The following is a 23,372-nucleotide window of genomic DNA, read 5'->3' on the forward strand; positions in this document are numbered from 1 at the left end:
CGCCAGCCGCAGGAGCCTGGAGCTGCCGCCTTACGGCAGCTCTCCCACCCCCATTACCTGAGAGCAAGTCAGTGAATATTATTTTTGCCGGCACACCGGACTTTGCCGCCGTGCACCTGCAAGCGCTGCTCGACAGCGAGCACAATGTCATGGCCGTTTACACCCAACCGGACAGGCCGGCTGGGCGCGGTAAGAAATTGCTCGCCAGCCCGGTGAAACAGCTGGCACTCTCCCACAATATCCCGGTGTACCAACCCCTGAGCCTGCGCGACGAGACGGCCCAGGCGGAGCTCACTGCCCTTGGAGCGGATATTATGGTGGTGGTGGCCTACGGCCTGATACTACCGCAGGTGGTGCTGGATACCCCGCGTCTGGGCTGTATCAATGTGCACGCCTCTTTGTTGCCGCGCTGGCGCGGTGCCGCACCGATCCAACGCGCGGTGGAAGCGGGTGACAATGAAAGTGGTGTCGCCATTATGCAAATGGAGGCGGGCCTGGATACCGGCCCAGTTTTGGTGGAAAGCCGCTGCGCGATTACTGAGTCCGATAGCGGTGGCAGTTTGCACGACAAGCTGGCGGAACTCGGCGGCCCATCCCTCCTCCAGGCCTTGGCTCTACTGGAAAGTGGCAGTGCCAAACCTCAGGTACAAGAAGATACCCAGGCTAACTACGCCAACAAAATTACCAAGGAAGAGGCGCAGATCGACTGGCAACGCCCCGCTGCTGAACTGCATCGATTGATACGCGCTTTTAACCCCTTCCCGGTGTGCTGGAGCACTTATCGGGACAAGAAAGGCGAGCAGCGCCTGCGTATCTATAGCGCCGCCATCGAACAGGGCTGTCACAGTGATCAGCCCGGTACCATTCTCTCCAGTGACGACGAAGGTATTTTAGTGGCCTGCGGCCGCGAGGCCCTGCGCCTCCAATTAATACAGCTACCGGGTAAAAAAGCGCTTCCCGCAGCAGAAATTTTGAAAGGCTACCGGGAGCAGTTCGCCCCGGGTACCAAACTGGGATAATTATGAGCAGAGATGTACGCGCCGAGGCCGCCCGAGTTATCGCCTCACTGCTGGAACAACGTGGCTCGTTGGCAAGACTTCTGCCTGCCGCCGAGGACAAAGTCGAGGAGCGCGATCGCCCTCTGTTGCGGGAGCTCTGTTACGGCAGTGCCCGCACGGCACCGCGCCTGCAATTGATCGCCGCCAAGTTGCTGCGTAAAAAAGTCTCGGATATTGAGATCAATGCACTGATCCTGCTGGGCATCTACCAGCTCGAGTACACTCGCATCCCTGATCACGCCGCCATATCTGCAACCGTCAATGCCGCGCGCAGCCTCGGTCTGGACAGAGCGACCGGGCTGATCAACGGAGTGCTGCGCAACGCTCTGCGCAACAGTGAGCAGCTTCAGCGCAAACTGTCCGGCAATCCACAGTTCAGCTCTATGCACCCGGCCTGGTTACAGCAGCGGATTAAAGCCGCCTGGCCTGAAAAGGCGTCAGATATTTTCCGCGCCAACAATGCCAACCCACCCATGACCTTGCGGGTAAACACCGCCAAGATCTCTCGCGCGGGCTATTTACAACAGCTCGATGAAACCGGCCTCTCCGCCGAGCCCTGTACTCTTTCCCCGGTCGGTATCACCCTGATTGAGCCGGTTTCAATCACAGCGCTACCGGGCTTTGCCGAGGGCTTGGTCAGTGTGCAAGATGAGTCCGCTCAATTGGCGGCCCTGCTGTTACAACCGCAGGAAAATGCCCGGGTGCTGGACGCCTGTGCGGCACCCGGCGGCAAGAGTTGCCATTTATTGGAGCAGGAATCCAGCATTCAGTTGAGCGCGCTGGATATTGAGGAGAACCGCTTAGTCAAAGTCGAGGAGAACCTCGAGCGCAACGGGCAGAGTGCCGAGCTTATCTGTGCCGATGCCACGGCCCCGGATGAGTGGTGGGACGGGCAGCAGTATGACCAGATACTTCTGGACGCACCCTGTTCAGCAACCGGGGTAATTCGCCGCAACCCGGATATCAAACTATTGCGCCGGGAAGAAGACATTGCCGAGTTAGTCGCTTTGCAGGGCAAGATCCTGCGCGCTCTGTGGCCCCTGGTTAAACCGGGTGGGCAGTTGCTCTACGCCACCTGTTCCAGCCTACCGGCGGAAAATAGTGAAGTCGTCGCAGCGTTCATTGCGGAGACTGAGGATGCGAGCGACAATACCCCTGAATTGCTAAACGATAAGCCCTGGGGTGAGAAACAAGTTGCCGGTATGCAGCTTCTTCCCCAAACCGGCGGCGGTGACGGTTTCTACTACGCTCTGCTGAGCAAAGCTGAATAACGGCGTCGCTAGTCGCGAGTCTCATCCGATATGAAAATTGTCATTCTCGGCGCCGGCCAGGTGGGCGGCTCTCTAGCGGAGGCCCTGGCCTCCGAGCGCAATGATATTGTCCTGGTGGACAGCGACGAGAAAACCCTGCGCGAACTGCGCGACCGCATCGATATCGGCGTGGTACTGGGCCACGCCTCTCACCCGGATATTCTGATGGAAGCCGGGATTGAGGATGCGGATATCCTGGTTGCAGTCACCAATAACGACGAGACCAATATGGCGGCCTGCCAGATTGCGCACTCTCTGTTTCGCGTCCCCACCAAAATCGCCCGGGTACGGGCCTCCTCCTATCTGCAATACCCGGAATTATTCGATACCCAGGCCATCCCTATCGATGTACTGATCAGCCCGGAGCAACTGGTTTCAGAGTATATCTCCCGCCTGATGGAACACCCCGGAGCCTTGCAGGTGTTGGATTTTGCCGGTGGTCGGGTACAGCTGGTAACGGTTTTAGCCGTTCAGGGCGGGCCTCTGGTTGGGCACCAACTGCGCTATTTGCGCGAGCATATGCCCAAGGTAGATACCCGGGTTGCTGCGATTTATCGTCGCAACCGGCCAATTATTCCCCAGGGTGATACGGTGATTGAAGCCGGCGATGAGGTGTTCTTTATTGCCGCACGAGCAGATATTCGCGCGGTAATGAGCGAACTGCGTCGACTGGAACACGGTTATAAACGAGTAGTGATCGCCGGCGGTGGCAATATTGGTTTGCGCCTGGCCACTCGGCTTGAGAATCGCTATTCGGTAAAAATTATTGAGCAGAGCCACGAGCGCTGTGTATTTTTATCCGAGGAGCTGTCTCACACCATTATCCTGCACGGCAGCGCCTCCGATCAGGAGCTGCTGCTGGAAGAGAGCATCGAAGATACCGATGTTTTTCTTGCCCTTACCAATGACGACGAGGCTAATATCATGTCGTCACTATTGGCCAAACGTCTGGGCGCACGCAAAGTGATGACCCTGATCAATAACCGCGCTTATGTGGACCTGGTACAGGGCGGTGAAATCGATATTGCCATCTCACCGCAGCAAAATACGATTGGCAGCCTGCTCACCCATGTGCGCCGAGGAGATATGGTCAACGTCCACTCCCTGCGTCGAGGTGCAGCTGAAGCCATTGAGGTTATCGCCCACGGTGACGAGCGCACTTCCAAGGTGGTGGGGCGCAAGATCGAAGATATCGACTTGCCCGAGGGCGCCTCGATTGGCGCCATCGTACGGGAAACGGAAAATGGCAGCGAAGTTTTGATGGCACACGATGATGTCATTGTGCAGAGCGATGACCACGTGATTGTCTTCCTTATCGACCGCCGCCAGACTCGCCATGTTGAACAGCTGTTCCAAGTTGGTTTTGGCTTTTTCTGAGCAAATAATATTTTCGTTTTCCGGCGATAACGGTCTCCGCCGTCCAGATAACATTGCAACAAATAACGATAGGCTGATAGGCGCCAATGCGAATTGCGGTAATTGCGCGAGTTTTTGGAATTCTCTTGACGGTGTTCAGCCTGACTCTGCTGCCGCCGATTGGCGTATCCCTGTGGTATGAAGATGGTACTCACAGCGCATTTGTCGCAGCCTTTGTCATCACTCTGATCACCGGCCTGTTCATGTGGCTGCCAGTGCACGATTTGCGCGAAGACCTGCGCACCCGGGACGGGTTCGTAGTGACATCTTTGTTCTGGCTGGTACTGGGCAGCTTCGGTGCCCTGCCCTTTATTATCAGCCCACAGCCTGACTTGAGTATCACCGACTCTATTTTTGAATCCATCTCAGGGCTAACAACCACCGGCGCCACGGTGATTACCGGGTTGGACTCACTGCCTCCTGCCATTCTCTACTACCGCCAGCAGTTGCAGTGGTTTGGCGGTATCGGCGTAATTGTTATCGCCCTGGCCATCCTGCCGATGCTGGGTATCGGTGGTATGCAGCTGTATAAGGCAGAAATTCCCGGCCCGGTAAAAGATACCAAATTGACTCCGCGTATTGCCGAGACAGCACGGGCACTAATTGTTATTTATGTGATTCTTACAATCCTCTGCGGCATCGGCTACTGGTGGGCCGGCATGACGGTATTCGACGCCGTTGGCCATGCGTTTTCCACTGTGGCCAATGGAGGCTTCTCCACCCACGATGCCAGTATGGGATTCTACGCCCACAACCGCGCGATCATGATTATTTGTATCGTGTTTATGTTTACTGCTGCCATTAACTTCGGTCTGCATTTCTTCGCATTTCGCAACAGGACCCTCAGCCACTATTGGCGCGACTCAGAATTCCGCTTCTACGTTATGCTGATTCTCGGTGCCGGCCTGTTGATCAGCTGTTACCTGTGGATATTGAATATCTTCTCCCCCGGCAACAGCCTGCTACACGGTTTCTTCCAGGTGGTCTCGATCAGCACCACTGCCGGCTTCGCCTCGGAAAATTTCTCAGCCTGGCCAGTATTCTTACCCTATGTCCTCTTGCTGTTAGGTATTCTCGGTGCCTGCGCCGGCTCCACCTCGGGGGGCATTAAGGCGGTGCGCGGTATGCTGATTATGAAGTCCGGCATGCGCGAGCTGAATCGCTTGGTACATCCCAATGCGGTTATCCCTATCAAGATCAACCGCAAAATTGTCCCCGATCGAGTTACCGACGCAGTGTGGGGCTTCTTTGCGGTCTATGTTTCATCCTTTTTTATCCTCGCCATTATCGTCATCGCCACCGGTGAAGACTTTGTCACCTCCGTCACGACAGTAGCCTCCTGTCTGAGTAATATCGGACCCGCCCTCGGCGAAGCCGCTGCCCACTATGGTGCGGTTAATGAAGTCGCCAAATGGTTTCTTATCCTGGCGATGCTGATGGGACGCCTGGAAATTTTTACCCTGCTAGTACTACTTACCCCGGCTTTTTGGCGCCACTAACGACACAAGATGTCATGGCCACGCTAACGCGTGGCAATATTTTTTAATTTCTGCCACAGTTGCTGTTTACAGGAAGTAACTAATAAAAACAGGCTGTATGAGCAGAGATACTAGTGCGCTGCTCGGTCAACTCAAAATTGATCGGGAAACAGCGCCCGAACCCAGTTCCCCATCGCGCAAAGTTATATTGGCGGCATCTGTCGGCCTAGTTACTGGCATAGTTATAGGCCTTGCCGGCGCTTCTCTATTTGCAGAAGACAGTACACCAGTGCTCCCCCAAAGTAGCGAACCTCAAGCCAAGACTCTCAGCTTGATTCCCAGGGAGGAAAAATTTCACGAGACCATTCTTAATGCTTCCGGCTATATCACACCGAGGCGCATGGCTACGGTCTCTGCTGAAGTAATGGGCCTGATCAGTAGTGTGGATGTCGAAGAGGGAATGCAGGTCGAGGAGGGGCAGGTTCTGGCCCGCTTGGATGATGCCAAAGCGCGGGTCGCGCTGGATTTTGCCCAGGCACAAATTCAAGTGCTTCAAGCCAAGGAAGCGAGTATTCACGCGAAGTTAAAAGAGGCTGAACGCCAATATCGGCGTTTTGCCGGACTTCGAGACAAAAATTATTCCAGCAAAGCGCAGCTCACCCAAAGTGAATCCTCGGTAGAGGGGTTACGGGCAGACTTAAAAAGTGCCCGCGCCAATATTCAAGTCGCCATTCTTGAAGCTGAGAGGCAGCGAGAACGCCTGGCAGATCATATTATCCGCGCGCCTTTTGCCGGCGTAGTCACGACAAAAAATGCACAACCTGGCGAGATAGTTGCCCCCAGCTCTGCCGGCGGAGGTTTTACCCGTACTGGAATCTGTACCATCGTGGATATGAATTCACTCGAAATCGAAGTGGATGTGAACGAGGCCTTTATCGGCCGGGTCGCCAAGGGACAGAAAGTTAACGCCAACCTAGATGCCTACCCGAACTGGGACATTCCAGCTACCGTTATCGCCATCATTCCAACGGCCGATCGAGCCAAGGCAACTGTTCGAGTGCGAATAGCTATTGATGACAAAGATACTCGAATCCTGCCGGATATGGGCGTTAAGGTGGGCTTCCTCGCAGGCGAGGCCGCAGCTCCTTAGCAAACACCAATAAAAACACAACAGTATTTATAAGAGGGAATTTGAGATGTCAGAGGAAGTGTTGTTTCAGCTGAAGGATGTCAGCAAAAGTTTTACCAAGGGCAAAGAGACCATTTCCATTTTTGAATCCCTGAATATGGAAATTGATCGCGGTGATTTCGTTGCCATTATGGGGCCTTCGGGCTCCGGTAAAACAACGCTGTTAAATATGTTGGGCGGCGTCGATCAACCCAGCGGTGGAGAGATATGGTTTGACAGCGAGCGCATTGACTCCCTCAATGAAGGCGCCCTAACCCGCTGGCGAGCGAGAAATATTGGTTTCATTTTCCAATTTTACAATTTAATGCCGATGCTCAATGCCCAGCGCAATGTAGAGCTGCCGCTACTGCTGACAAATCTCTCCAAATCTCAACGCCGCCACAATGTGGAAACCGCACTGGCCCTGGTGGGATTAAGTGATCGGGCAAAACATATGCCCAGTGAAATGTCCGGCGGGCAACAACAGCGTGTTGCCATCGCTCGCGCCATCGTTTCCGATCCAAAACTGATTCTGTGTGATGAGCCCACTGGTGACCTGGATCGGGCCACAGCAGATGAAATACTGGAAATGCTGCAATTGTTAAACCGCGATCACGGCAAAACCATCGTGATGGTTACCCATGATCCCGCGGCTGCAAGATACGCCAAGCGCACCCTGCATCTGGATAAAGGGCAATTTGTGCAGAGGGAAATAGTGGCATGAGTGATTTTTATTTGGTTTTTAAAAATATGACAAGGAAGCCCTTGCGGCTATTCCTTACTTGCTTTGCTATTTTTATCGCCTTCTTGATTTTCGGTTCGGTTACCAGCCTCAAGTCCGCATTAAATTCCAGCGTGGAATTATCCGCTGATAATCGTCTGGTGGTATTCAATAGAATTAACTTTACCCAGTCACTACCCATTGCCTATGTGCAAAAGGTTGCAGCCGTCGAGGGAGTGAAACATGTAACTCATCTCAACTGGTTTGGCGGTTATTTTCAGGAACCCAGCCGGCAGGTCGTTTCAATGGCTGTAGATCCAGAATCCTATTTAAAAGTCTATGAAGAAATTGTTATTCCCGAGGAACAAAAGCAGGCTTGGTTTAACAATAGGCAAGGGGCCTTGGTTGGGGAAAAACTCGCGCAGATTTACGGCTGGAAAGTGGGCGATAGGATTCCTTTATCCTCCAATATTTTTTCGCATAAAGATGGTGGCTACACCTGGGAATTTGTGATTTCCGGGATTTTTAAAGGGGATACGGAACAGTACGATACACGCCAATTATTGTTTCATTATAAATATTTTATGGAGACACAGACTTTCGGTGGTGACTGGATTGGCTGGATGGCACTAACAACCGATGACCCTGCCATCAATGAAAACGTCGCAAAAACTATCGATGACAATTTTGCCAACTCGCAGAGTGAAACCGATACCAGTACCGAGAAAGCCTTTAATAAAGCCTTTATTGAACAAATCGGAAATATTGGCTTAATTATTTTTTCTGTGGTGTTTACTGCCTTTTTCACCATATTGGTAGTGGTTGGCAACACTATGGCGCTAGCTATTCGCGAGCGTACCGGGGAAATTGCTGTATTAAAAACCCTGGGTTTTTCCAGCACCCGTATTTTCCGAATGGTGCTGTCGGAGTCCCTGTTAATTGCCTTTGTCGGCGGCCTTTCCGGCCTGGCCGCAGCCTGGCTGCTGGTCGAAGGGGTAAAAACCTTCCTTGCCCGCTTTTTGCCCAACTTGATTTTGGATGGGGATATCGCCCTGCAAGCCATTCTATTTATGTTGTTGTTGGGTCTGATTACCGGGCTGATGCCAGCCTTTCAGGCTCTGCGACTTAACATAGTAACTGCATTTAACCGACAACAATAAACTGGTACCCCACTGAAACTACACAATGGTTTTCACTGGGGAAGCCTTAAAGGAGAAGAAATTATGGGTTCTCTTATTGCACAAATTGTTTCGGTAACCCTGATGAATCTGGGCAGCCTGCGTCGGCGCCTGTGGATGTCACTGGCCATGGTATTTGCCTCGGCAGTTGTCGTCGCAATCCTGCTGGCGTTTCTCGCTATGGCCAAGGGCTTTGAGGCGACCATGAGTGGGGCCGGCTCCAGCCAGGTCGCTATCCTGATGCGAGAGGGGTCTGCCAGTGAAATCAACTCTGTAATCCTGCAGGACCAGGTCAACCTGGTCGCGGAATCCGCCGGTGTTGCCGCCGATTCCAACGGCCCGCTGGTATCGCCGGAGCTCTACGTGATTGTCGACGGTCTGAAGAAATCCACAGGCACCGAAGCCAATATCCCCTTGCGCGGTCTCAATAAAACCGGCATGGCCATGCGCAATAACATGCGTATGGTGGAGGGGCATATGTTTACTCCCGGCACTAACGAAATGATTGTTGGTGAAGGGGTATTGCGTGAATTTAATGGTTTCGAAATCGGTAAAGAAGTGCGCTTTGGCAAAAACCAGTGGACAGTTGTTGGGATCTTTTCCACAGGGGGTAATATATTTGAGAGCGAGCTGTGGGCAGATATCAAAATTATCCAAAGTCACTACAATCGCGGTAACAGCTACCAGTCAATCCGCTTGCAATTGGAGAATGACGGCGATCTCAAGCCCATTCAAGAAACCATTAAACGCGAGCCGCGCCTGAACCTGGAAGCGCAAACCGAACAGGAGTACTTCGCCAGCCAGGGTAAACAACTGCAATATATTGCAATTTTTGGCTGGATTATCAGCTCGGTGATGGCCCTCGGCGCACTGGCCGGGGCGCTCAACACCATGTACACCTCGGTAGCGGACCGGGCTCGTGAAATCGCCACGCTGCGCGCGTTGGGGTTCAGCAACTTCTCCGCGTTCTGCGGCACTATTGCGGAGGCCATGGTGTTAGCCGTTGCCGGTGGACTTTTGGGTTCCCTGGCTGCTTACCTGTTTTTCGACGGTCTCAACACCTCAACTCTGGGAGGCAGTTTTACCCAGGTGGTGTTCAGTTTTGAGATGTCCCCAGACCTGTTTGTGCAGGGCGCCATACTGGCGCTGGTGATCGGCTTTATCAGCGGCTTCTTCCCCGCCTGGCGCGCGGCACGCATGCCGGTTGTGGTCGCTTTCCGGCACGCGGCTTAAATACTTTTCAGCTAGGGGCTTCTATCAAGAGCCCCTACTTTTTCTTGCGGTAAATTTTGCTCTTACCTTCCGGCTGTTTCCTGAAGCGCTTGTATTCCCACTGATACTGCTCTGGTGCCTGGGCAATACAGGCCTCCACTCCCCGATTCATCGCCGCCAGGGAAACTTTCTGCTCATCGTTATAAATGGCCTTTTCCGCAGGAACAAATACCAGTTCAAAACCACCTTCAACGCGCTTGCCGAAACCAAACACCACATGGCAATTAGTGCGCTGTATCAAATTGTGAACCAAGGTCATCGTCAATGCGGGGCGCCCAAAGAAAGGAGCAAAATCACCTCCCATATCCGGCTCCTGATCGGGAAGTATCAGGGCAAAATTACCGGCTTTGAGAGCCTTAAGTAGCGAGCGAACCCCATGTACGTTGGTGGGAACCATCTTGCCACCGGTCACTTCCCGCCCATTGCGAATAACCGGGTCCAAAGCTTCAATTTTGGGAGGCTGGTATAGCACTGTGCAGGGAGCCAGGGTGCCTACATGCAATCCAAAAATTTCCCAATTGCCCGTATGCGGCATCAGTACAATTGTGCCGGTCCTGCCTTCTTCACTCCCGTCGAGCAAGTGCTGGTTGCGCACTCCCACAATCGCATTCTTACTTTTGGCCCAGGGGGTGTTCCATAGGGCCGCCATCTCAAAACCGGTCATTGCAGTACTGATCACGCTCTCTCTGGCGAGCCGTTCGCGCTGCTTTGGGTCCATGGCCGGATAGCACAACTCCAGGTTTATACAGCTCAGACGCAGCCCCTCGGAGCGCGTCCACACAGCAATTTTGCCAACGAGTAAACCGAGGCGTCGCGACCAAGACAACGGCAGTTTGCCAATGATTTTCAGTGCCCCTACTGCAAGGCGCCCTTTAATATCCACTGAATTACTTCCTATCCACAAAAGCCATTTTGAGACGGCTATCTAGTTCGAGAATGAACATTGACACCTCCGAAGCGGCTATAGCGCTTTAAGCACAGGAGCCGCTGCCGCTATAATTGCGTCCCTTTGCCCACAGCAGATACTGATCCGGAGATAGCGGTGTCCAAGCAATACGATCTCAGTACCTTTCAGGGACTCATTTTTGCCCTGCAGGATTATTGGGCGCGCCAAGGGTGCGTCATTCTACAGCCTCTGGATATGGAAGTGGGCGCCGGCACCTTTCATCCAGCGACCTTCCTCCGTGCCATAGGCCCGGAAAACTGGAATGCGGCCTATGTACAGCCCTGCCGCCGCCCTACCGATGGCCGCTACGGCGAGAACCCCAACCGCCTTCAGCACTACTACCAATACCAGGTAGTAATGAAACCATCCCCGGACAATATCCAGGAATTGTACCTCGATAGCCTTCGCGCCATGGGCGTAGATCCCGCTGTCCACGATATTCGCTTTGTTGAGGACAACTGGGAATCCCCAACCCTGGGCGCCTGGGGCCTCGGCTGGGAAGTTTGGCTGAATGGTATGGAAGTTACCCAGTTCACCTACTTCCAGCAGGTTGGCGGCCTCGAGTGCTACCCAGTTACCGGCGAGATCACCTACGGTCTTGAGCGTATCGCCATGTATCTGCAAGGTGTCGAGTCTATCTACGATTTAGTGTGGACCCGCAACCCGGATGGCAGCCCCGTCACCTACGGCGACGTTTTCCATCAGAACGAAGTGGAAATGTCCCATTACAACTTTGAACACGCCGATGTGGAGTTCCTGTTCGCGACCTTCGATCACTGCGAGCGCGAGAGCACACGCCTGATTGAGCTGGGCCTGCCGCTCCCCGCTTACGAGCAAGTTATGAAGGCCTCCCACGCCTTCAACCTTCTGGATGCGCGCCACGCCATCTCTGTGACTGAGCGCCAGCGCTATATCCTGCGCGTACGAACCCTGGCCCGCGCCGTGGCACAGGCTTACTACGATGCGCGCCGCGCCTTAGGCTTCCCCATGGCAGATGAAGCACTGCGGGCAGATATTTTGGCGGAAGACATCGAGCAAGAGGAGAAGCAGTAATGGCTCAGGATTTTCTGGTAGAGCTGGGCACCGAAGAGCTACCGCCCAAGGCGTTACACAAATTAATGAGCGCTTTCGCCGATGGTATTACCCAGGGCCTCAAAGGCGCCGAGTTGTCTTTTGGCGAAGTTAAAGCCTACGCAGCCCCCCGTCGCCTGGCCGTAGCGGTATTCGGTTTGGCAGATAAGCAGCAAGACAAACAAATTGAAAAGCTGGGCCCGGCTGTCAAAGCCGCTTTCGATAAAGAGGGTAAGCCCAGTAAAGCCGCTGAGGGGTTCGCCCGCAGCAACGGCGTAACTGTTGAAGAGCTGGGACGCAAAGAGACCGACAAAGGCGAGCGCTTGGCCTTTATCAACGAGCAAAAAGGCGCTGAAACCGAATCCCTGTTAGCGGGCATTGTCGAGAAGGCATTGGCGCAACTTCCAATTCCCAAGCGTATGCGCTGGGGTGCGCGCCGCGAGGAGTTCGTGCGCCCGGTGCACTGGCTCGTCATGCTGTTTGGCAACAAGGTAGTAAACGGTGAAGTACTCGGCTTAAAAGCCGGTAACACCAGCCGTGGTCATCGCTTCCACTGCAATCGCGAGCTGGAGATCCACTCCGCCCACGACTATGCACAGGTTTTGCGCGAACCCGGCTACGTAATGGCTGACTTTGCCGAGCGCCGCGAAGCCATTCGCGCCCAGGTGATTGCCGAAGCCAACAACGTCAATGGTGAAGCGGTCATCGATGACGATCTGCTCGACGAAGTAACCGCATTGGTGGAGTGGCCTGTTGCCCTCACCGGCCGCTTCGAAGAGCGCTTCCTGGAAGTACCCGCTGAAGCCCTGATCTCCTCCATGAAGGAGCACCAAAAATATTTCCATGTGGTAGATGAAGATGGCCAATTGCTGCCTTTCTTTATCACCGTGTCCAATATCGAGAGCCAGGATGCCGCTCAGGTTATCCACGGCAATGAGCGCGTAATCCGTCCGCGCCTGGCGGATGCCTCCTTCTTCTTTGAGACAGACAAGAAGACCAGCCTGGAATCACGACGCGAGAAACTGCGCCAAATCGTATTCCAGCAGCACCTGGGTAGCGTCTACGACAAGACTGAACGGGTAGCTGCCTTGGCCCGCACCATCGCTGAGAAAACCGGAAGCAACGGCGACTGGGCCGAGCGCGCCGGCCGCCTGTGCAAGTCAGACCTGGTTACCGAGATGGTGTTCGAGTTTGCCGATATGCAGGGCATCGCCGGCTACTACTACGCCGAAAATGACGGCGAGCCGTTGGATGTGGCCAAGGCCATGTACGAGCAGTATATGCCCAAGTTTGCCGGTGACGAGCTGCCCGCCAGCGACACCGGCACTGTAATTGCCCTGGCAGATCGCCTGGATACTTTGGTAGGCATCTTCGGCATAGGCCAACCCCCCAGCGGCTCTCGCGACCCCTTCGCCCTGCGCCGCGCCAGTCTGGGTATCATCCGCATCCTCGTAGAAAAGCGTCTCGACCTGGACCTGCGCGAGTTGCTGGAATTGGCCCGCGACAACTACCCGCGCACCGCCCTGGGTGAATATGACAAGGTGGTGGAACAGACTCTGCAATATGTACTGGAGCGCTTCCGCGCCCGCTACGAAGACCAGGGTATCGCCACCGAAGTATTTATGTCCGTTGCCGCGCGCAAACTGTCCCGCCCGCTGGATATCGACAACCGCGTGCACGCGGTCAACGCGTTTAGCCAGCTGCCGGAGTCCGGTGCTTTGGCCGCCGCCAACAAACGCGTTTCCAATATCCTCGCCAAGTTAGACAGTGCTGTACCCAGCAGTGTGGATGAGGCTCTGTTGCAGGAGGAGGCGGAAAAGGCTCTGTTCGCCGCAGTACAGGTTGCCCGCACAGAAGTCGAGCCTCTGTATAGCGATGCGCTCTTCGCCGAGGGTCTCGCAGGCCTTGCAGGCCTGCGTGAAACCGTAGACAGCTTCTTCGACCACGTGATGGTAATGAGTGACGACGAGCAACTGCGCAACAACCGCCTGGCCCTGTTGGCCCAGCTGCGCGCACTGTTCCTCGAAGTTGCCGATATTTCCCTGCTGGTTCCTGCCAAGTAATGACTTGCAGAGGCGGGGCATTAAGCCCCCGCCTCGCAAATCAGGGAGATACGAATATGGCAATTATCATTCTCGGCCGCGACGGGGTGATCAACGAAAACCCCGATAAATTCGTCAAATCCGCCGACGAATGGCAGCCCCTGCCCGGCAGTATTGAAGCGCTGGCAGCGCTCAGTCAGGCCGGCTATCAACTGGTGATAGCCACCAATCAGAGCGGCCTGGCGCTGGGCCAATTTGACCTGGATGACCTGGAAGAAATGCACGCTAAAATGCGTACTCAGGTGGAGGATGCCGGTGGCGAAATCGCCGCTATTTTCTACTGTCCCCACGGCCCTGAAGATAATTGCCGCTGCCGCAAACCCCTAGCGGGTCTGCTGGATGCCATTGAGGCGGAGTTTGATACCAGCCTGCACGACTGTTATTTGGTTGGAGACAAGCTGGCAGATCTTTATCTGGCTTTGGAGAAGGGGTGTAAACCTGTTCTGGTAAAAACTGGTGCAGGTGATCAGACGTTACAGCACCTTATCGAGCAGCCGGATCCCCGCCTGGCTAATACTTCAGTATTTATCGATCTTTCGCATTTTTCTCAGTTTTTATTATCCCCCTAAACCACCCCCTCTCTCTTTTCCCTAGATGATTCAAGCGACCAACATCTAACCTGGCGCACCATTTTTGCGATCTGTTGTTCAGCTAGGCGCCAACATGTTGAGCTGTATGGCGCATTCCTTTAAAAGCAACTAGCGGGAGGGCGAGCCCATTGTTGTATCAATGATTCGTGCCAAGCCAAGGATGGGTCAGGCTTGAATGACGCTCTGAACATTCCTGCCGGGGGAAAAGGAGTAATGCCCCCGGCGACGAGCTCTTTTAAGCCTTTTGTTGCCGCCTGCACAAAACAATAAAAGGGATAATTCAATGAAAAGAAAAATTCTTACTGCCCTGACAGCCGGTATGTTGTTATCCAACAGTGTATTTGCTGAATCAGCCACAAGTAAGTTTGCCCCCAGTCAAAAAAAACCAAAAAAAGTTTACATTGTTCAACTGGACAGCGAACCTCTGTCCTCCTATAGCGGTACCATCCCCGGCTTATCGGCCACCAAACCGACCAAGCGTGGCAAAATCGACCCCCAAAGCAGTAGCTACCAACACTATTCCAATTTCCTCCGGTCGCGGCGGGAACAAGTTCTATCCACCGTTCCCAGCGCACACACTGTTCATGAATACGACACCGCTTTTAATGGCTTCGCCGCCGTAATGAGTGAAAAGGAAGCGGCTGCTCTGCGCGGTCGCGCCGACGTTAAAGGTGTTTGGGAAGATGAAATACTAAAGCCCCATACTGACTCCACTGCGGACTTCCTCGGCATCACAGATATGCCCAGTCCATGGCTTTGGGGGATTACGGGTGAGGATATTGTTGTAGGTGTTATCGACACGGGGATCCACCCTGAACACCAGAGTGTCGCAGATATAGCTACACCGTTACAGGGCAACCTGGGGCCCCAAGTTCCCTACGGTTCAATACCCGACAGCTTTACTGGTGACGGTTGTGAATTTGGTAACAGTGACCAAAACCCCAACGACGCTGCGTTTACCTGTAACAATAAGCTGATTAAGGCCAAGTCATTTTCCGATGCCTTCCTGACCAACAACGAATTGGCAGATTACGAATTCCTGTCAGCCAGGGATGCAGACGGGCACGGTACCCACACCGCGACCACTGCCGCCGGTAACTATGGCGTTATTACCCCGGATGGAAAAACCCTTACCGGAATGGCGCCACGAGCCCGCATCGCGGTGTATAAAGTGTGCTGGGATGCTCCAGACCCCGATGATAGTGGTTGCTCGTCCGCCGACTCCATGGCGGCTATTGATGAAGCCGTTGCCGATGGTGTGGATGTTATTAACTTCTCGATAGGTGGCGCCAGTACCACCTTTAGTGGTGGCGATGACATCGCATTTTTATTTGCCGCCGATGCCGGCGTTTTCGTCGCCACATCTGCCGGTAATAACGGACCAGGCCCAGAGACCATGGGAACCCCTTCAGGGGTTCCTTGGATAACCGCAGTCGGCGCCTCTGAAGATGACCAGAGCTTCGGCTTAGCCCTACAAGTATCCTCACCAGAGTCGGTTTCCGGCACTTACGAAGGACGCGAGGGTAACGGCACAGTAAGTCTGGAAGAGGTTGGAGCAGTCTCTGCTGAGGTTGTTCTCAGCGAGCCGTTAGAAGCTTGTAGCGAAGTCACTAACAGCGAGTCTTTGGAGGGCAGTATTGCTCTGGTAAGACGTGGGGGTTGCTCCTTTACCGATAAATATAACAATGCTGCCGATGCCGGAGCCTTGGCTATCGTCGTTTACAACGATGGTACTGCAGACGATCGCATCAACCCGATTTCCATGTCAGCCCCTGATACCCGTATCCCCGGAATGATGATCTCGTACTACGAGGGCGAAACTCTCGCAGCCAGTAGCGAAGTTTCTGGGGTTATCGATCCATCTCAATTGATCCCCAGGGAAGACCGCGTCGCAAACTTTTCATCTCGCGGCCAGAACGGCGGAGCTCCGGATATTATCAAGCCGGATATCAGTGCCCCGGGGGTTGGCATTATCGCGGGGATTTCTCCAGTGTTAAGCGGAGGAGAACTATTCGGAGCCCTCAGTGGAACTTCTATGGCCAGTCCCCATGTCGCCGGTGTAATGGCCATGCTGAAACAGGCCAACCCCCACTGGAGCCCGGCAATGGCCAAGTCCGCATTGATGACGAGTGCACGCAATGACCTGCGCAAGTCTTACGGACTAGCGGATGCAACACCATTTGATATTGGTGCCGGTGCCATAGTGCCCCGTGACGCCTTTAAACCGGGTCTGGTTTACGATGCGGGCTTCAATGATTATCTCGCCTTCCTATGTGGCGCTGAACTCCAGCCCGAGATGGTCGATAGCACAACCTGTGATGCTTTGACGTCCCTGGGATACTCTAGCGATTCCAGCGACCTGAACCTCGCTTCTATGGGGGTCGCCGACCTCCTCGGCAGCCAGACCATCAAACGCCGGGTTACTAGCGTCGCCCCCGGCCAGCGTTGGTATTGGGCATCCATCAACGCGCCACTCGGTATCGATGTAGATATCAACCCGAAAGTGCTACGCCTCAGGGAGGGAGAGAGTGCTGAGTTTGAGGTGACCTTCACCGCCACAGAGTCCGCCGAAATGAATACTTGGGTCTTTGGTGACCTCACCTGGCAATCCGTAGGCTCCCAGATCAGTGTGCGCAGCCCAATTGCTATTCGGCCTGTTCCTCTAGCTGCACCACAGCAATTAACTGGCAGCGGCACCGATGGCAACCTAGAACTCAATGTGGGCTTCGGCTACAACGGTGATTTCCAGGTGAATGTCACTGGCCTGGCGGAGGGTGAGGCCACTACAACCACTGTTGAAGATGGCGATGTTCAAGTAATTTTCTTTAATATACCTGAAGGAACGGAGCTTGCGCATATCGCTATGTATGATGCCGATGTGGGCGATGGTAGCGGAAGTGACGACCTGGACCTGGAAGTTTATGGCCCAGCGCCAAACTATCCCGAAGTCGGTACCAGCGGCAGCGCCACTTCCGCAGAGTCAGTTTCCCTGGCTAACCCCTCTCCCGGTCAATATGCAGCCGTTGTTGTCGATTATGCGACATCCGCCGGCCCCACCAATTTCAGCTTATTCAATTTTAATCTGAACGGGGACAATGGAAATACCGCAGTGGATGCGCCGGCTCAAGCACAGATTGGCGGAACTGGGGTAGTTTCTTTGGAGTGGATGAACATTACTCCCAATACCCGCCATCTTGGTATTTTGGCTCATGGTGACGGAGAAAAAGAATTTTCCGAAACTCAGGTCATGATTAATACTCAATAGGCCTCACACGCTAATAATTGATGGTAAGAAGTGAAAGTCAAAACCGGCCGGAGTTTGGCCGGTTTTTTATTCGCAATTGAGTGCATTCTGCTGATAAATAAAAGCGCTCTCTATGTCTGGGGGCAATCGACCAAAGTGCCAAAAATTTTTTGTCTTTCGATTGATACTCACAGCAGCAGAAAGCTTATACTCCGGTAGTATCATCAATCCAGAAAATTCTTCCTAAGCTAAAAAATAAGCTTCGGTAAAAATGAATGAGTAAGTTCAGTTGATGTGCGACTTAAAACATCAATTACTTTTTACTGCACTAAATATAAATCTCCCAAATTAAATATTAACAATTGGCTACAAGTAATTAATAATTATATTTTTAGTGAAAACGCTTTCGATATTCACTCGGCAAAATACCCTTATGCTTTTTAAAGGCTCTTCTCAATTGCTCTTGGGATTGAAACCCACAGAGTTTTGCCACTTTATCCTGTGACTGATTTTGTTCGGAAAATAATTGGCAAGCTCGTTCCACTCTTATCTGCTCTAGAAAACGAGCAGGTGTTACACCAAGTTCTCGCACAAAGCTCCGGGCAAAATTCCGTGGGCTCATAGCGGCTTCCTGAGCCAGCCTCTCAACCGTTAGAGGTTTCTTAATATTCTGGTACATCCATTCAATTAAAGTTGCAAAACGATCGCTGTTTATCTGATTTTCCAATCGCACACTAAATTGCTGCTGTCCTCCATCTCTCTTTAAGTAGAGAACAAGAATTCGAGCCAGGTTGAGTGCCAAGCCCCTCCCATGGTCCTCCTCGATCATCGATAGAGCCAAATCAATTCCAGCAGTAATTCCGGCCGACGTATAAACATTACCGTCGCGGACAAAGATGGCATCCGGATCCACTTCTACCTGGGAGAATCCCTGCAACTCAGGAACATCCGCCCAATGCGTCGTAGCACGCCGCCCATTGAGAATGCCTGCGTTGGCGAGCATCAAGGCCCCACTACAGATTGAACCAATACGAGCAACTTTTTTCTGCTGCTCAGCCAGCCACTTCAGAACAGAACTATTGGCACAAGCTCGCTGACAGGAGTCCGGTGGCATGCCGCTCACTAACAGGGTATGAATCCCCTCAGCTTCATGAAACGGGAGGTCTATAAAAACCTTAACCCCTGTCGAAGTCGTAACCGGACCAGACTCAAGTCCCACCAACTGAATATCATAGAAATCCTGGTTGGAACGCCCTTGTTTGCGCAACTGATCATTTGCCAAGGCAAAAACCTCTAGGGGACCTGTGATATCCAGGCTAGTTGCACCCGGGCAGACCACCATGGCGACTTTCCTAGCTCCATTTTGTGTTTGTTGGTGCTTATTCATCTCGGCAGTTTTCCACAACGGCTGGGGATAAGAATGACTTACAGGCGCCAGATTCTGCCAGTTATAGCCAGCTTAGACACCCTGTTACCCCAAATTGATAGTCATTTTCTCCGGTACTGACGTATAAACTTTGACGGATATGAGTAACCCTCGGGTGACTATTGGTTCTTAAAGCTCCGAACTAGCCATACATCAGCTTACAGGCTTGACCTTCACTTAGCTGTCCGCACAATTGGCCCCTAATTTGTACACATCAACGGAGATCCCCTTTTGGTGGAGTTAATACTGAATCGAGGCGCAGAGCGCCGACTCAAGCGTGGCCACCTATGGATTTACAGCAATGAGGTGGACACTAAGCGCTCTCCATTAAAGGGAATTGATGCGGGTAGTCAGTGCCAAGTTCACGATAGCCAGGGCAAGCTGCTCGGCACAGCCTTTGTAAATCCGAGCCAACTTATTTGTGGACGAATAGTCAGCCGTAATTCTGACTTTTCCACAGATACCGTTTGTGAGCGCATACAAACTGCATTTGAACAGCGCCAACGGTACTTTTCCCACCCCAGCTACCGGATGGTATACGGGGACTCTGACTGGCTTCCGGGCTTGGTAGTGGATAGGTTTGGGGATTATTTAGTAGTCCAGGTCAGCAATTGGGGAATGGAGCGCTACCAACAAACGATTGTGGATAAGTTGGTGGAGATGGTTAACCCCAAAGGCATCCTGCTGCGCAATGATCATCAGGGTCGCGCAGTTGAAGATATGCCGCTGGTACACACCGTAGCCTTTGGAGATGTACCCGAGATGGTCCCGTTCGAGGAGAACGGCGTTCCACTTCTGGCCCCGGTACACCAAGGGCAGAAAACCGGTTGGTTTTACGATCACCGGGAAAACCGCAGGCTATTGAATCGCTGGGTCAACGGCAAAAAAGTATTAGATCTGTTTTCCTACGCGGGCGGTTGGGGTATTCAGGCACTGGCCAATGGTGCGGCAGAGGTAGTGTGCGTAGACGCCTCACAGCAGGCCTTGGACTGGTGTTTGCTCAATGCGGATCACAATGGATTCACCGACAAGCTCAAAACCGTCCAGGGTAAAGCACTGGATGCCCTCAAAGGGTTGGTCGCAGAGGGGGAGAGGTTTGATGCGATTGTGCTCGACCCACCCGCTTTTATTAAGCGGAGGAAAGATCATAAAGCCGGCTTGGCAGCCTATCGCCATATCAATGAACTCGCAATGCGTTTGTTGGCAAAGGATGGGCTGTTAGTAAGCGCTTCCTGCTCTATGCATCTGCAATCTGATGAGCTTCTCGACTGTATCCGTGGCGCCGCTCACCGCTTGGGGCGCCCATCCTCAATTCTGGCCAGTGGTGGTCAAGGGGCCGATCACCCTGTGCATCCAGCAATTCCGGAAACCAACTACCTAAAAGCTCATTTTGTACATCTCGGGGGAAACACCAATAAGTAGGTGCTCATGAACCCCACAAGGCCCCGGTAATGACCGGGGCCTTGTTCTCAGATCGATGAGCCTACTTCAGGTCAAAAGACATACTTCATGCCTAAAGTGGCAGTGCGGGGTCGATTTGCACGGGCGCCATCTGGACTGCGACTAATAATAACCTGCTCATCCAACAGATTATCCACTTTCAGGTAACCGGTCAGGTCAGCCATGAAATCATAATGCGCAGCAGCATCTACAACCCAAAGTGACTCGGTATAATCAAATTGGTCGGTATCTCCCCGGTTGCATTGGGTATTAACACACATCTCGTCCTGATAGGCTGCAGTCAGGTTCAAACGCCAAGCAGCGCCGCTATCCAGACCCGCAGATATCGCAAAGACATTTTCTGGGAGGTATTCGAGGTTGTCGCCGGCAAGCAGGTCATTACCGTCACTATCTTCACTGATTTCTGCATCAGTAAAGGTATAGGTTGCCCGCACCGGTAGTATCCAACCGTTTGTGAGCACCCACTCACTTCCAAACGTAGCTTCCAGCCCTTTGATTTCTGCTTCACCCAACTGGTAGGTACCACTCTCGGCACCATTGGGACATTTCACCGCCACCGAGCAGTTTTGCACAGCATTTTCATAGTCACTGTAGAAGGCGATCAATTCAGTATTCAGGCTTCCGTTATCGAAGCGAGCACCCCATTCATAGTTTGTGGATAACTCCGGCCCCTGGCCATCGGCTGCACCTGCGCCGGGAGGGGCGAAGCCACGGTGCACACCTGCCAGCAGGCTCCACTGTTCGCTTGCTTGGTAAACAAGTCCCAAGCCTGGCAGCCATTCATCCACCTGATTGGAGCGATAGCTGCCCTTCTCTGTACGCTCAGCGTCGTTATAACGCTGCTGCTCGGTCTCTATATCCTCGTAGCGAAGAACAGCAGTGAGAGTCAGCTTATCGTTCAGCTGGATATCGTCGTAGATAAAGAACGAAGTTGCATCCGCTTCTTCAACACGGTTATTGCTGCTTTCTTCAGCGGTATCGGGAATATCTGTGCTCAGATACACCAATTTGCCATCAACCTGCTCATAGTTTTCCACAGGCTGGAATCTATCCACCTCATCTCGATGCTGGCGCACTCCAAAGGACAGCTCATGACTAACGGAAGCAGTATTAAATCGCCAATCGGCACTGATCTGCAGGCCCTTGGCCTCGTACTCACGATTGTTGTGCTTAACACCAAAGGTGTAATCTTCAGTGCCATCCAAAACCGCTTGAGGGTCTAAAACTCCATCAACACTGCCGCCGGTATTAACAGCATCTATCAAGTCACCCTCGCTGACCTTAAACCAGTCGCGTTTAAACTTGTTGTAGTAAGTCTGGGTATGCAGGGTAAAACTGTCACTCAGTTCGATACTGTGGTTCAGCTGGATAGTGCTGTGGCGATTCTGCATTTCATCCAGAGCGCTGATACCGTATCGACGGTTCGGATCTTTCTTAAAGTCGGCATCCGTTAGGCCCAGATAACTCATGCCAGACTCCTCTTCAGAGTACTGCAGCTTGATGTCCAACTGCTGGCGATACGTTGCGTCTCTATCGGAACTGATACGACCCTTTAATAGATAGTCTTCTTTAGCAACATCTGCGCTGCCGGCACTATCGATTTGTCTGAATCCATCTGCATACTGCTGCTGTGTTTCCAACAACCAGCCAGTATTTTCTGTACTGGCGCCATAATGAGCATGCAAACGGGTCTCACCGAATTCTCCGGCCTCTAGTTGCACCATACCTTCACTGGCAGTGGGAATAGGTGTGCTCAACATATTGACTGCACCACCCACGGTGAACGGGCCATATTGCAGAGATCCGGGGCCTTTCAACACCTCAATTGCATTCATGCGGCCCGCACTGGGGAAATAATAAGCTTCTGGTGCAGAGTAAGGAGCCGGAGCCACTAACACTCCATCTTCCATCAAGGAAATTTTGGCGGAGCGTCCCCCTTGGGCACCGCGAATCCCGATATTCGGACGCAATCCGTAGCCATCTTCTTCAAGAATGTAGACCCCAGGAACTGAGCGCATCATGCGATTGATATCTACAAACTCGAACTCGGCTAACTCATCAGCATCAACCAAGTGTGCAGAGCCAGGCAACTTGGAAATAGATGAGGAGTCGCCGATTACTGTTACGCTCTCCAGCTGTTGCTCGGCTAAAGTCGGCGCAGCAATAAGAGTGGCTATAGTAAAGACCAGGGGTGTAAATAGAATGTGCTTCATGAACCCTCCAAGGATTATTAGTAACCTTGAGTCATTGTTTTTATAAATACGAATGATTGTATTTTAACATTCCCATTACACTTTATTTACACTCTTATTTTTGTTGTTTAGCGCCACAAACTTCGCTTCGTTGGAGTGCCTGCAACTTTAAGGTTTTCTTATAAGCAGATGTTTTCTAGGATCTACTCTTCGATCTGACTAGCATTGGGCTCACGTATCCGCTTCGGGTGTGCCCATGATTAGAAAGGCAAAACTCAAAGAGCTGGACAGGTTGGAGCAACTTTGGCTACATGCATCAGCGAACTCCCACCCCTCCATACCCCGCCAGTTTTGGGTGGACCGTATAGCTCAATTTCGTAAAGACTGCCGTAATGCCACTCAATGCCTGGTTTATACCGGTCGCAACAACGCTGTCGCGGAAGCCTTTATCACGCTGCTTAGTGACGGTATCGTCACTCATCTCTGTGTCAGTCCTTTATTTACCGGTTGTGGAATCGGCACTAACCTTATTTCTGCAATTCGTGAGCGGCGTTATCCACTAAAGGCTGAAGTACTTCGTGAGAATCTTCGCACTCGATACTTTCTGCAAAAGCATGGTTTTGTGGAAGTGGAGCGCAGCTATAACGTGGAGTATGGCCAGCATTCAATCTCCATGCAGTGCCCCAAGGCATCTGCAAGATAAAATTTGCAGTATTATGCCCATTGAATAGACTTTCCC

At 52.7% G+C, this 23,372-nt stretch carries 17 protein-coding genes; 14 read left to right on the forward strand and 3 right to left on the reverse strand.

Annotated elements, in window-relative coordinates; all coding sequences use genetic code 11:
- The first annotated feature begins 71 nt into the window (after positions 1-71).
- From fmt to ACJJIL_RS22290, 8 genes are all read left to right on the forward strand, one after another.
- A complete protein-coding gene (fmt, locus tag ACJJIL_RS22255) occupies positions 72-1,019 on the forward strand; it encodes a methionyl-tRNA formyltransferase (protein ID WP_445360796.1) in 948 nt (315 codons plus the stop codon).
- 2 nt (positions 1,020-1,021) lie between these two features.
- Positions 1,022-2,329 carry a 16S rRNA (cytosine(967)-C(5))-methyltransferase RsmB gene (gene rsmB / locus ACJJIL_RS22260; protein ID WP_445360797.1) on the forward strand — a complete coding sequence of 436 codons (1,308 nt, stop codon included), beginning with the start codon at positions 1,022-1,024 and terminating at the stop codon, positions 2,327-2,329.
- Positions 2,330-2,359: 30 nt separating this feature from the next.
- Entirely contained in the window at positions 2,360-3,745 is a 1,386-nt protein-coding gene (gene trkA, locus ACJJIL_RS22265) for a Trk system potassium transporter TrkA (protein WP_282930545.1), read from the forward strand.
- A gap of 86 nt (positions 3,746-3,831) precedes the next feature.
- Positions 3,832-5,283 carry a TrkH family potassium uptake protein gene (locus ACJJIL_RS22270; RefSeq protein ID WP_282930546.1) on the forward strand — a complete coding sequence of 484 codons (1,452 nt, stop codon included), beginning with the start codon at positions 3,832-3,834 and terminating at the stop codon, positions 5,281-5,283.
- A 97-nt stretch (positions 5,284-5,380) separates the two neighbouring features.
- Complete coding sequence (locus ACJJIL_RS22275) at positions 5,381-6,412, forward strand: efflux RND transporter periplasmic adaptor subunit (RefSeq protein WP_445360798.1); 1,032 nt, start codon at positions 5,381-5,383, stop codon at positions 6,410-6,412.
- A 46-nt stretch (positions 6,413-6,458) separates the two neighbouring features.
- Positions 6,459-7,154: an ABC transporter ATP-binding protein gene (locus ACJJIL_RS22280; RefSeq protein WP_282930547.1), complete on the forward strand. Its 696-nt coding sequence runs from the start codon at positions 6,459-6,461 to the stop codon at positions 7,152-7,154.
- Positions 7,151-8,311 carry an ABC transporter permease gene (locus ACJJIL_RS22285; RefSeq protein WP_444940347.1) on the forward strand — a complete coding sequence of 387 codons (1,161 nt, stop codon included), beginning with the start codon at positions 7,151-7,153 and terminating at the stop codon, positions 8,309-8,311. Before ACJJIL_RS22280 ends, ACJJIL_RS22285 begins: the two co-directional genes overlap by 4 nt.
- Positions 8,312-8,374: 63 nt before the next feature.
- Complete coding sequence (locus ACJJIL_RS22290; protein WP_444918657.1) at positions 8,375-9,562, forward strand: ABC transporter permease; 1,188 nt, start codon at positions 8,375-8,377, stop codon at positions 9,560-9,562.
- Positions 9,563-9,596: 34 nt separating this feature from the next.
- Here ACJJIL_RS22290 and ACJJIL_RS22295 read toward each other — a convergent pair whose 3' ends face one another.
- Entirely contained in the window at positions 9,597-10,484 is an 888-nt protein-coding gene (locus ACJJIL_RS22295; protein WP_445360799.1) for a lysophospholipid acyltransferase family protein, read from the reverse strand.
- A 159-nt stretch (positions 10,485-10,643) separates the two neighbouring features.
- On the opposite strand from ACJJIL_RS22295, the gene glyQ reads away from it, so the two are divergent.
- The 4 genes from glyQ to ACJJIL_RS22315 all read left to right on the forward strand — a co-directional run bounded on the left by glyQ (position 10,644) and on the right by ACJJIL_RS22315 (position 17,575).
- Complete coding sequence (glyQ, locus tag ACJJIL_RS22300) at positions 10,644-11,600, forward strand: glycine--tRNA ligase subunit alpha (protein WP_282930551.1); 957 nt, start codon at positions 10,644-10,646, stop codon at positions 11,598-11,600.
- Positions 11,600-13,681, forward strand: a complete 2,082-nt coding sequence (glyS, locus tag ACJJIL_RS22305; protein ID WP_445360800.1) for a glycine--tRNA ligase subunit beta — start codon at positions 11,600-11,602, stop codon at positions 13,679-13,681. Before glyQ ends, glyS begins: the two co-directional genes overlap by 1 nt.
- 56 nt (positions 13,682-13,737) lie before the next feature.
- Positions 13,738-14,289, forward strand: a complete 552-nt coding sequence (gmhB, locus tag ACJJIL_RS22310; protein WP_445360801.1) for a D-glycero-beta-D-manno-heptose 1,7-bisphosphate 7-phosphatase — start codon at positions 13,738-13,740, stop codon at positions 14,287-14,289.
- 304 nt (positions 14,290-14,593) lie between these two features.
- Entirely contained in the window at positions 14,594-17,575 is a 2,982-nt protein-coding gene (locus ACJJIL_RS22315; protein ID WP_445360802.1) for a S8 family serine peptidase, read from the forward strand.
- A 370-nt stretch (positions 17,576-17,945) separates the two neighbouring features.
- Here the strand turns inward: ACJJIL_RS22315 and ACJJIL_RS22320 are convergent, their stop codons facing one another.
- Positions 17,946-18,941, reverse strand: a complete 996-nt coding sequence (locus ACJJIL_RS22320) for a GlxA family transcriptional regulator (protein WP_445360803.1) — start codon at positions 18,939-18,941, stop codon at positions 17,946-17,948.
- 273 nt (positions 18,942-19,214) lie between these two features.
- Between ACJJIL_RS22320 and ACJJIL_RS22325 the strand changes: the two genes are divergently transcribed.
- Positions 19,215-20,402, forward strand: coding sequence for a class I SAM-dependent rRNA methyltransferase (locus ACJJIL_RS22325; RefSeq protein WP_445360804.1), 1,188 nt, complete (start codon positions 19,215-19,217; stop codon positions 20,400-20,402).
- Positions 20,403-20,473: 71 nt separating this feature from the next.
- Here the strand turns inward: ACJJIL_RS22325 and ACJJIL_RS22330 are convergent, their stop codons facing one another.
- Positions 20,474-22,654, reverse strand: coding sequence for a TonB-dependent receptor family protein (locus ACJJIL_RS22330; RefSeq protein WP_445360805.1), 2,181 nt, complete (start codon positions 22,652-22,654; stop codon positions 20,474-20,476).
- Positions 22,655-22,889: 235 nt separating this feature from the next.
- Here ACJJIL_RS22330 and ACJJIL_RS22335 point away from each other — a divergent pair, with 235 nt between their 5' ends.
- Entirely contained in the window at positions 22,890-23,336 is a 447-nt protein-coding gene (locus ACJJIL_RS22335) for a GNAT family N-acetyltransferase (RefSeq protein ID WP_444940356.1), read from the forward strand.
- Positions 23,337-23,372: the final 36 nt, after the last annotated feature.

Source organism: Microbulbifer maximicatervae (SeqCode) (assembly GCF_052468095.1).

What these genes read in the sequence shown, in the direction of transcription:
- rsmB (WP_445360797.1), top strand. Translation starts at nt 1,022, where the DNA reads ATGAGCAGAGATGTACGCGCCGAGGCCGCCCGAGTTATCGCCTCACTG.
- trkA (WP_282930545.1), top strand. Translation starts at nt 2,360, where the DNA reads ATGAAAATTGTCATTCTCGGCGCCGGCCAGGTGGGCGGCTCTCTAGCG.
- ACJJIL_RS22270 (WP_282930546.1), top strand. Translation starts at nt 3,832, where the DNA reads ATGCGAATTGCGGTAATTGCGCGAGTTTTTGGAATTCTCTTGACGGTG.
- ACJJIL_RS22275 (WP_445360798.1), top strand. Translation starts at nt 5,381, where the DNA reads ATGAGCAGAGATACTAGTGCGCTGCTCGGTCAACTCAAAATTGATCGG.
- ACJJIL_RS22280 (WP_282930547.1), top strand. Translation starts at nt 6,459, where the DNA reads ATGTCAGAGGAAGTGTTGTTTCAGCTGAAGGATGTCAGCAAAAGTTTT.
- ACJJIL_RS22285 (WP_444940347.1), top strand. Translation starts at nt 7,151, where the DNA reads ATGAGTGATTTTTATTTGGTTTTTAAAAATATGACAAGGAAGCCCTTG.
- ACJJIL_RS22290 (WP_444918657.1), top strand. Translation starts at nt 8,375, where the DNA reads ATGGGTTCTCTTATTGCACAAATTGTTTCGGTAACCCTGATGAATCTG.
- glyS (WP_445360800.1), top strand. Translation starts at nt 11,600, where the DNA reads ATGGCTCAGGATTTTCTGGTAGAGCTGGGCACCGAAGAGCTACCGCCC.
- gmhB (WP_445360801.1), top strand. Translation starts at nt 13,738, where the DNA reads ATGGCAATTATCATTCTCGGCCGCGACGGGGTGATCAACGAAAACCCC.
- ACJJIL_RS22315 (WP_445360802.1), top strand. Translation starts at nt 14,594, where the DNA reads ATGAAAAGAAAAATTCTTACTGCCCTGACAGCCGGTATGTTGTTATCC.
- ACJJIL_RS22320 (WP_445360803.1), bottom strand. Translation starts at nt 18,941, where the DNA reads ATGAATAAGCACCAACAAACACAAAATGGAGCTAGGAAAGTCGCCATG.
- ACJJIL_RS22330 (WP_445360805.1), bottom strand. Translation starts at nt 22,654, where the DNA reads ATGAAGCACATTCTATTTACACCCCTGGTCTTTACTATAGCCACTCTT.
- ACJJIL_RS22335 (WP_444940356.1), top strand. Translation starts at nt 22,890, where the DNA reads ATGATTAGAAAGGCAAAACTCAAAGAGCTGGACAGGTTGGAGCAACTT.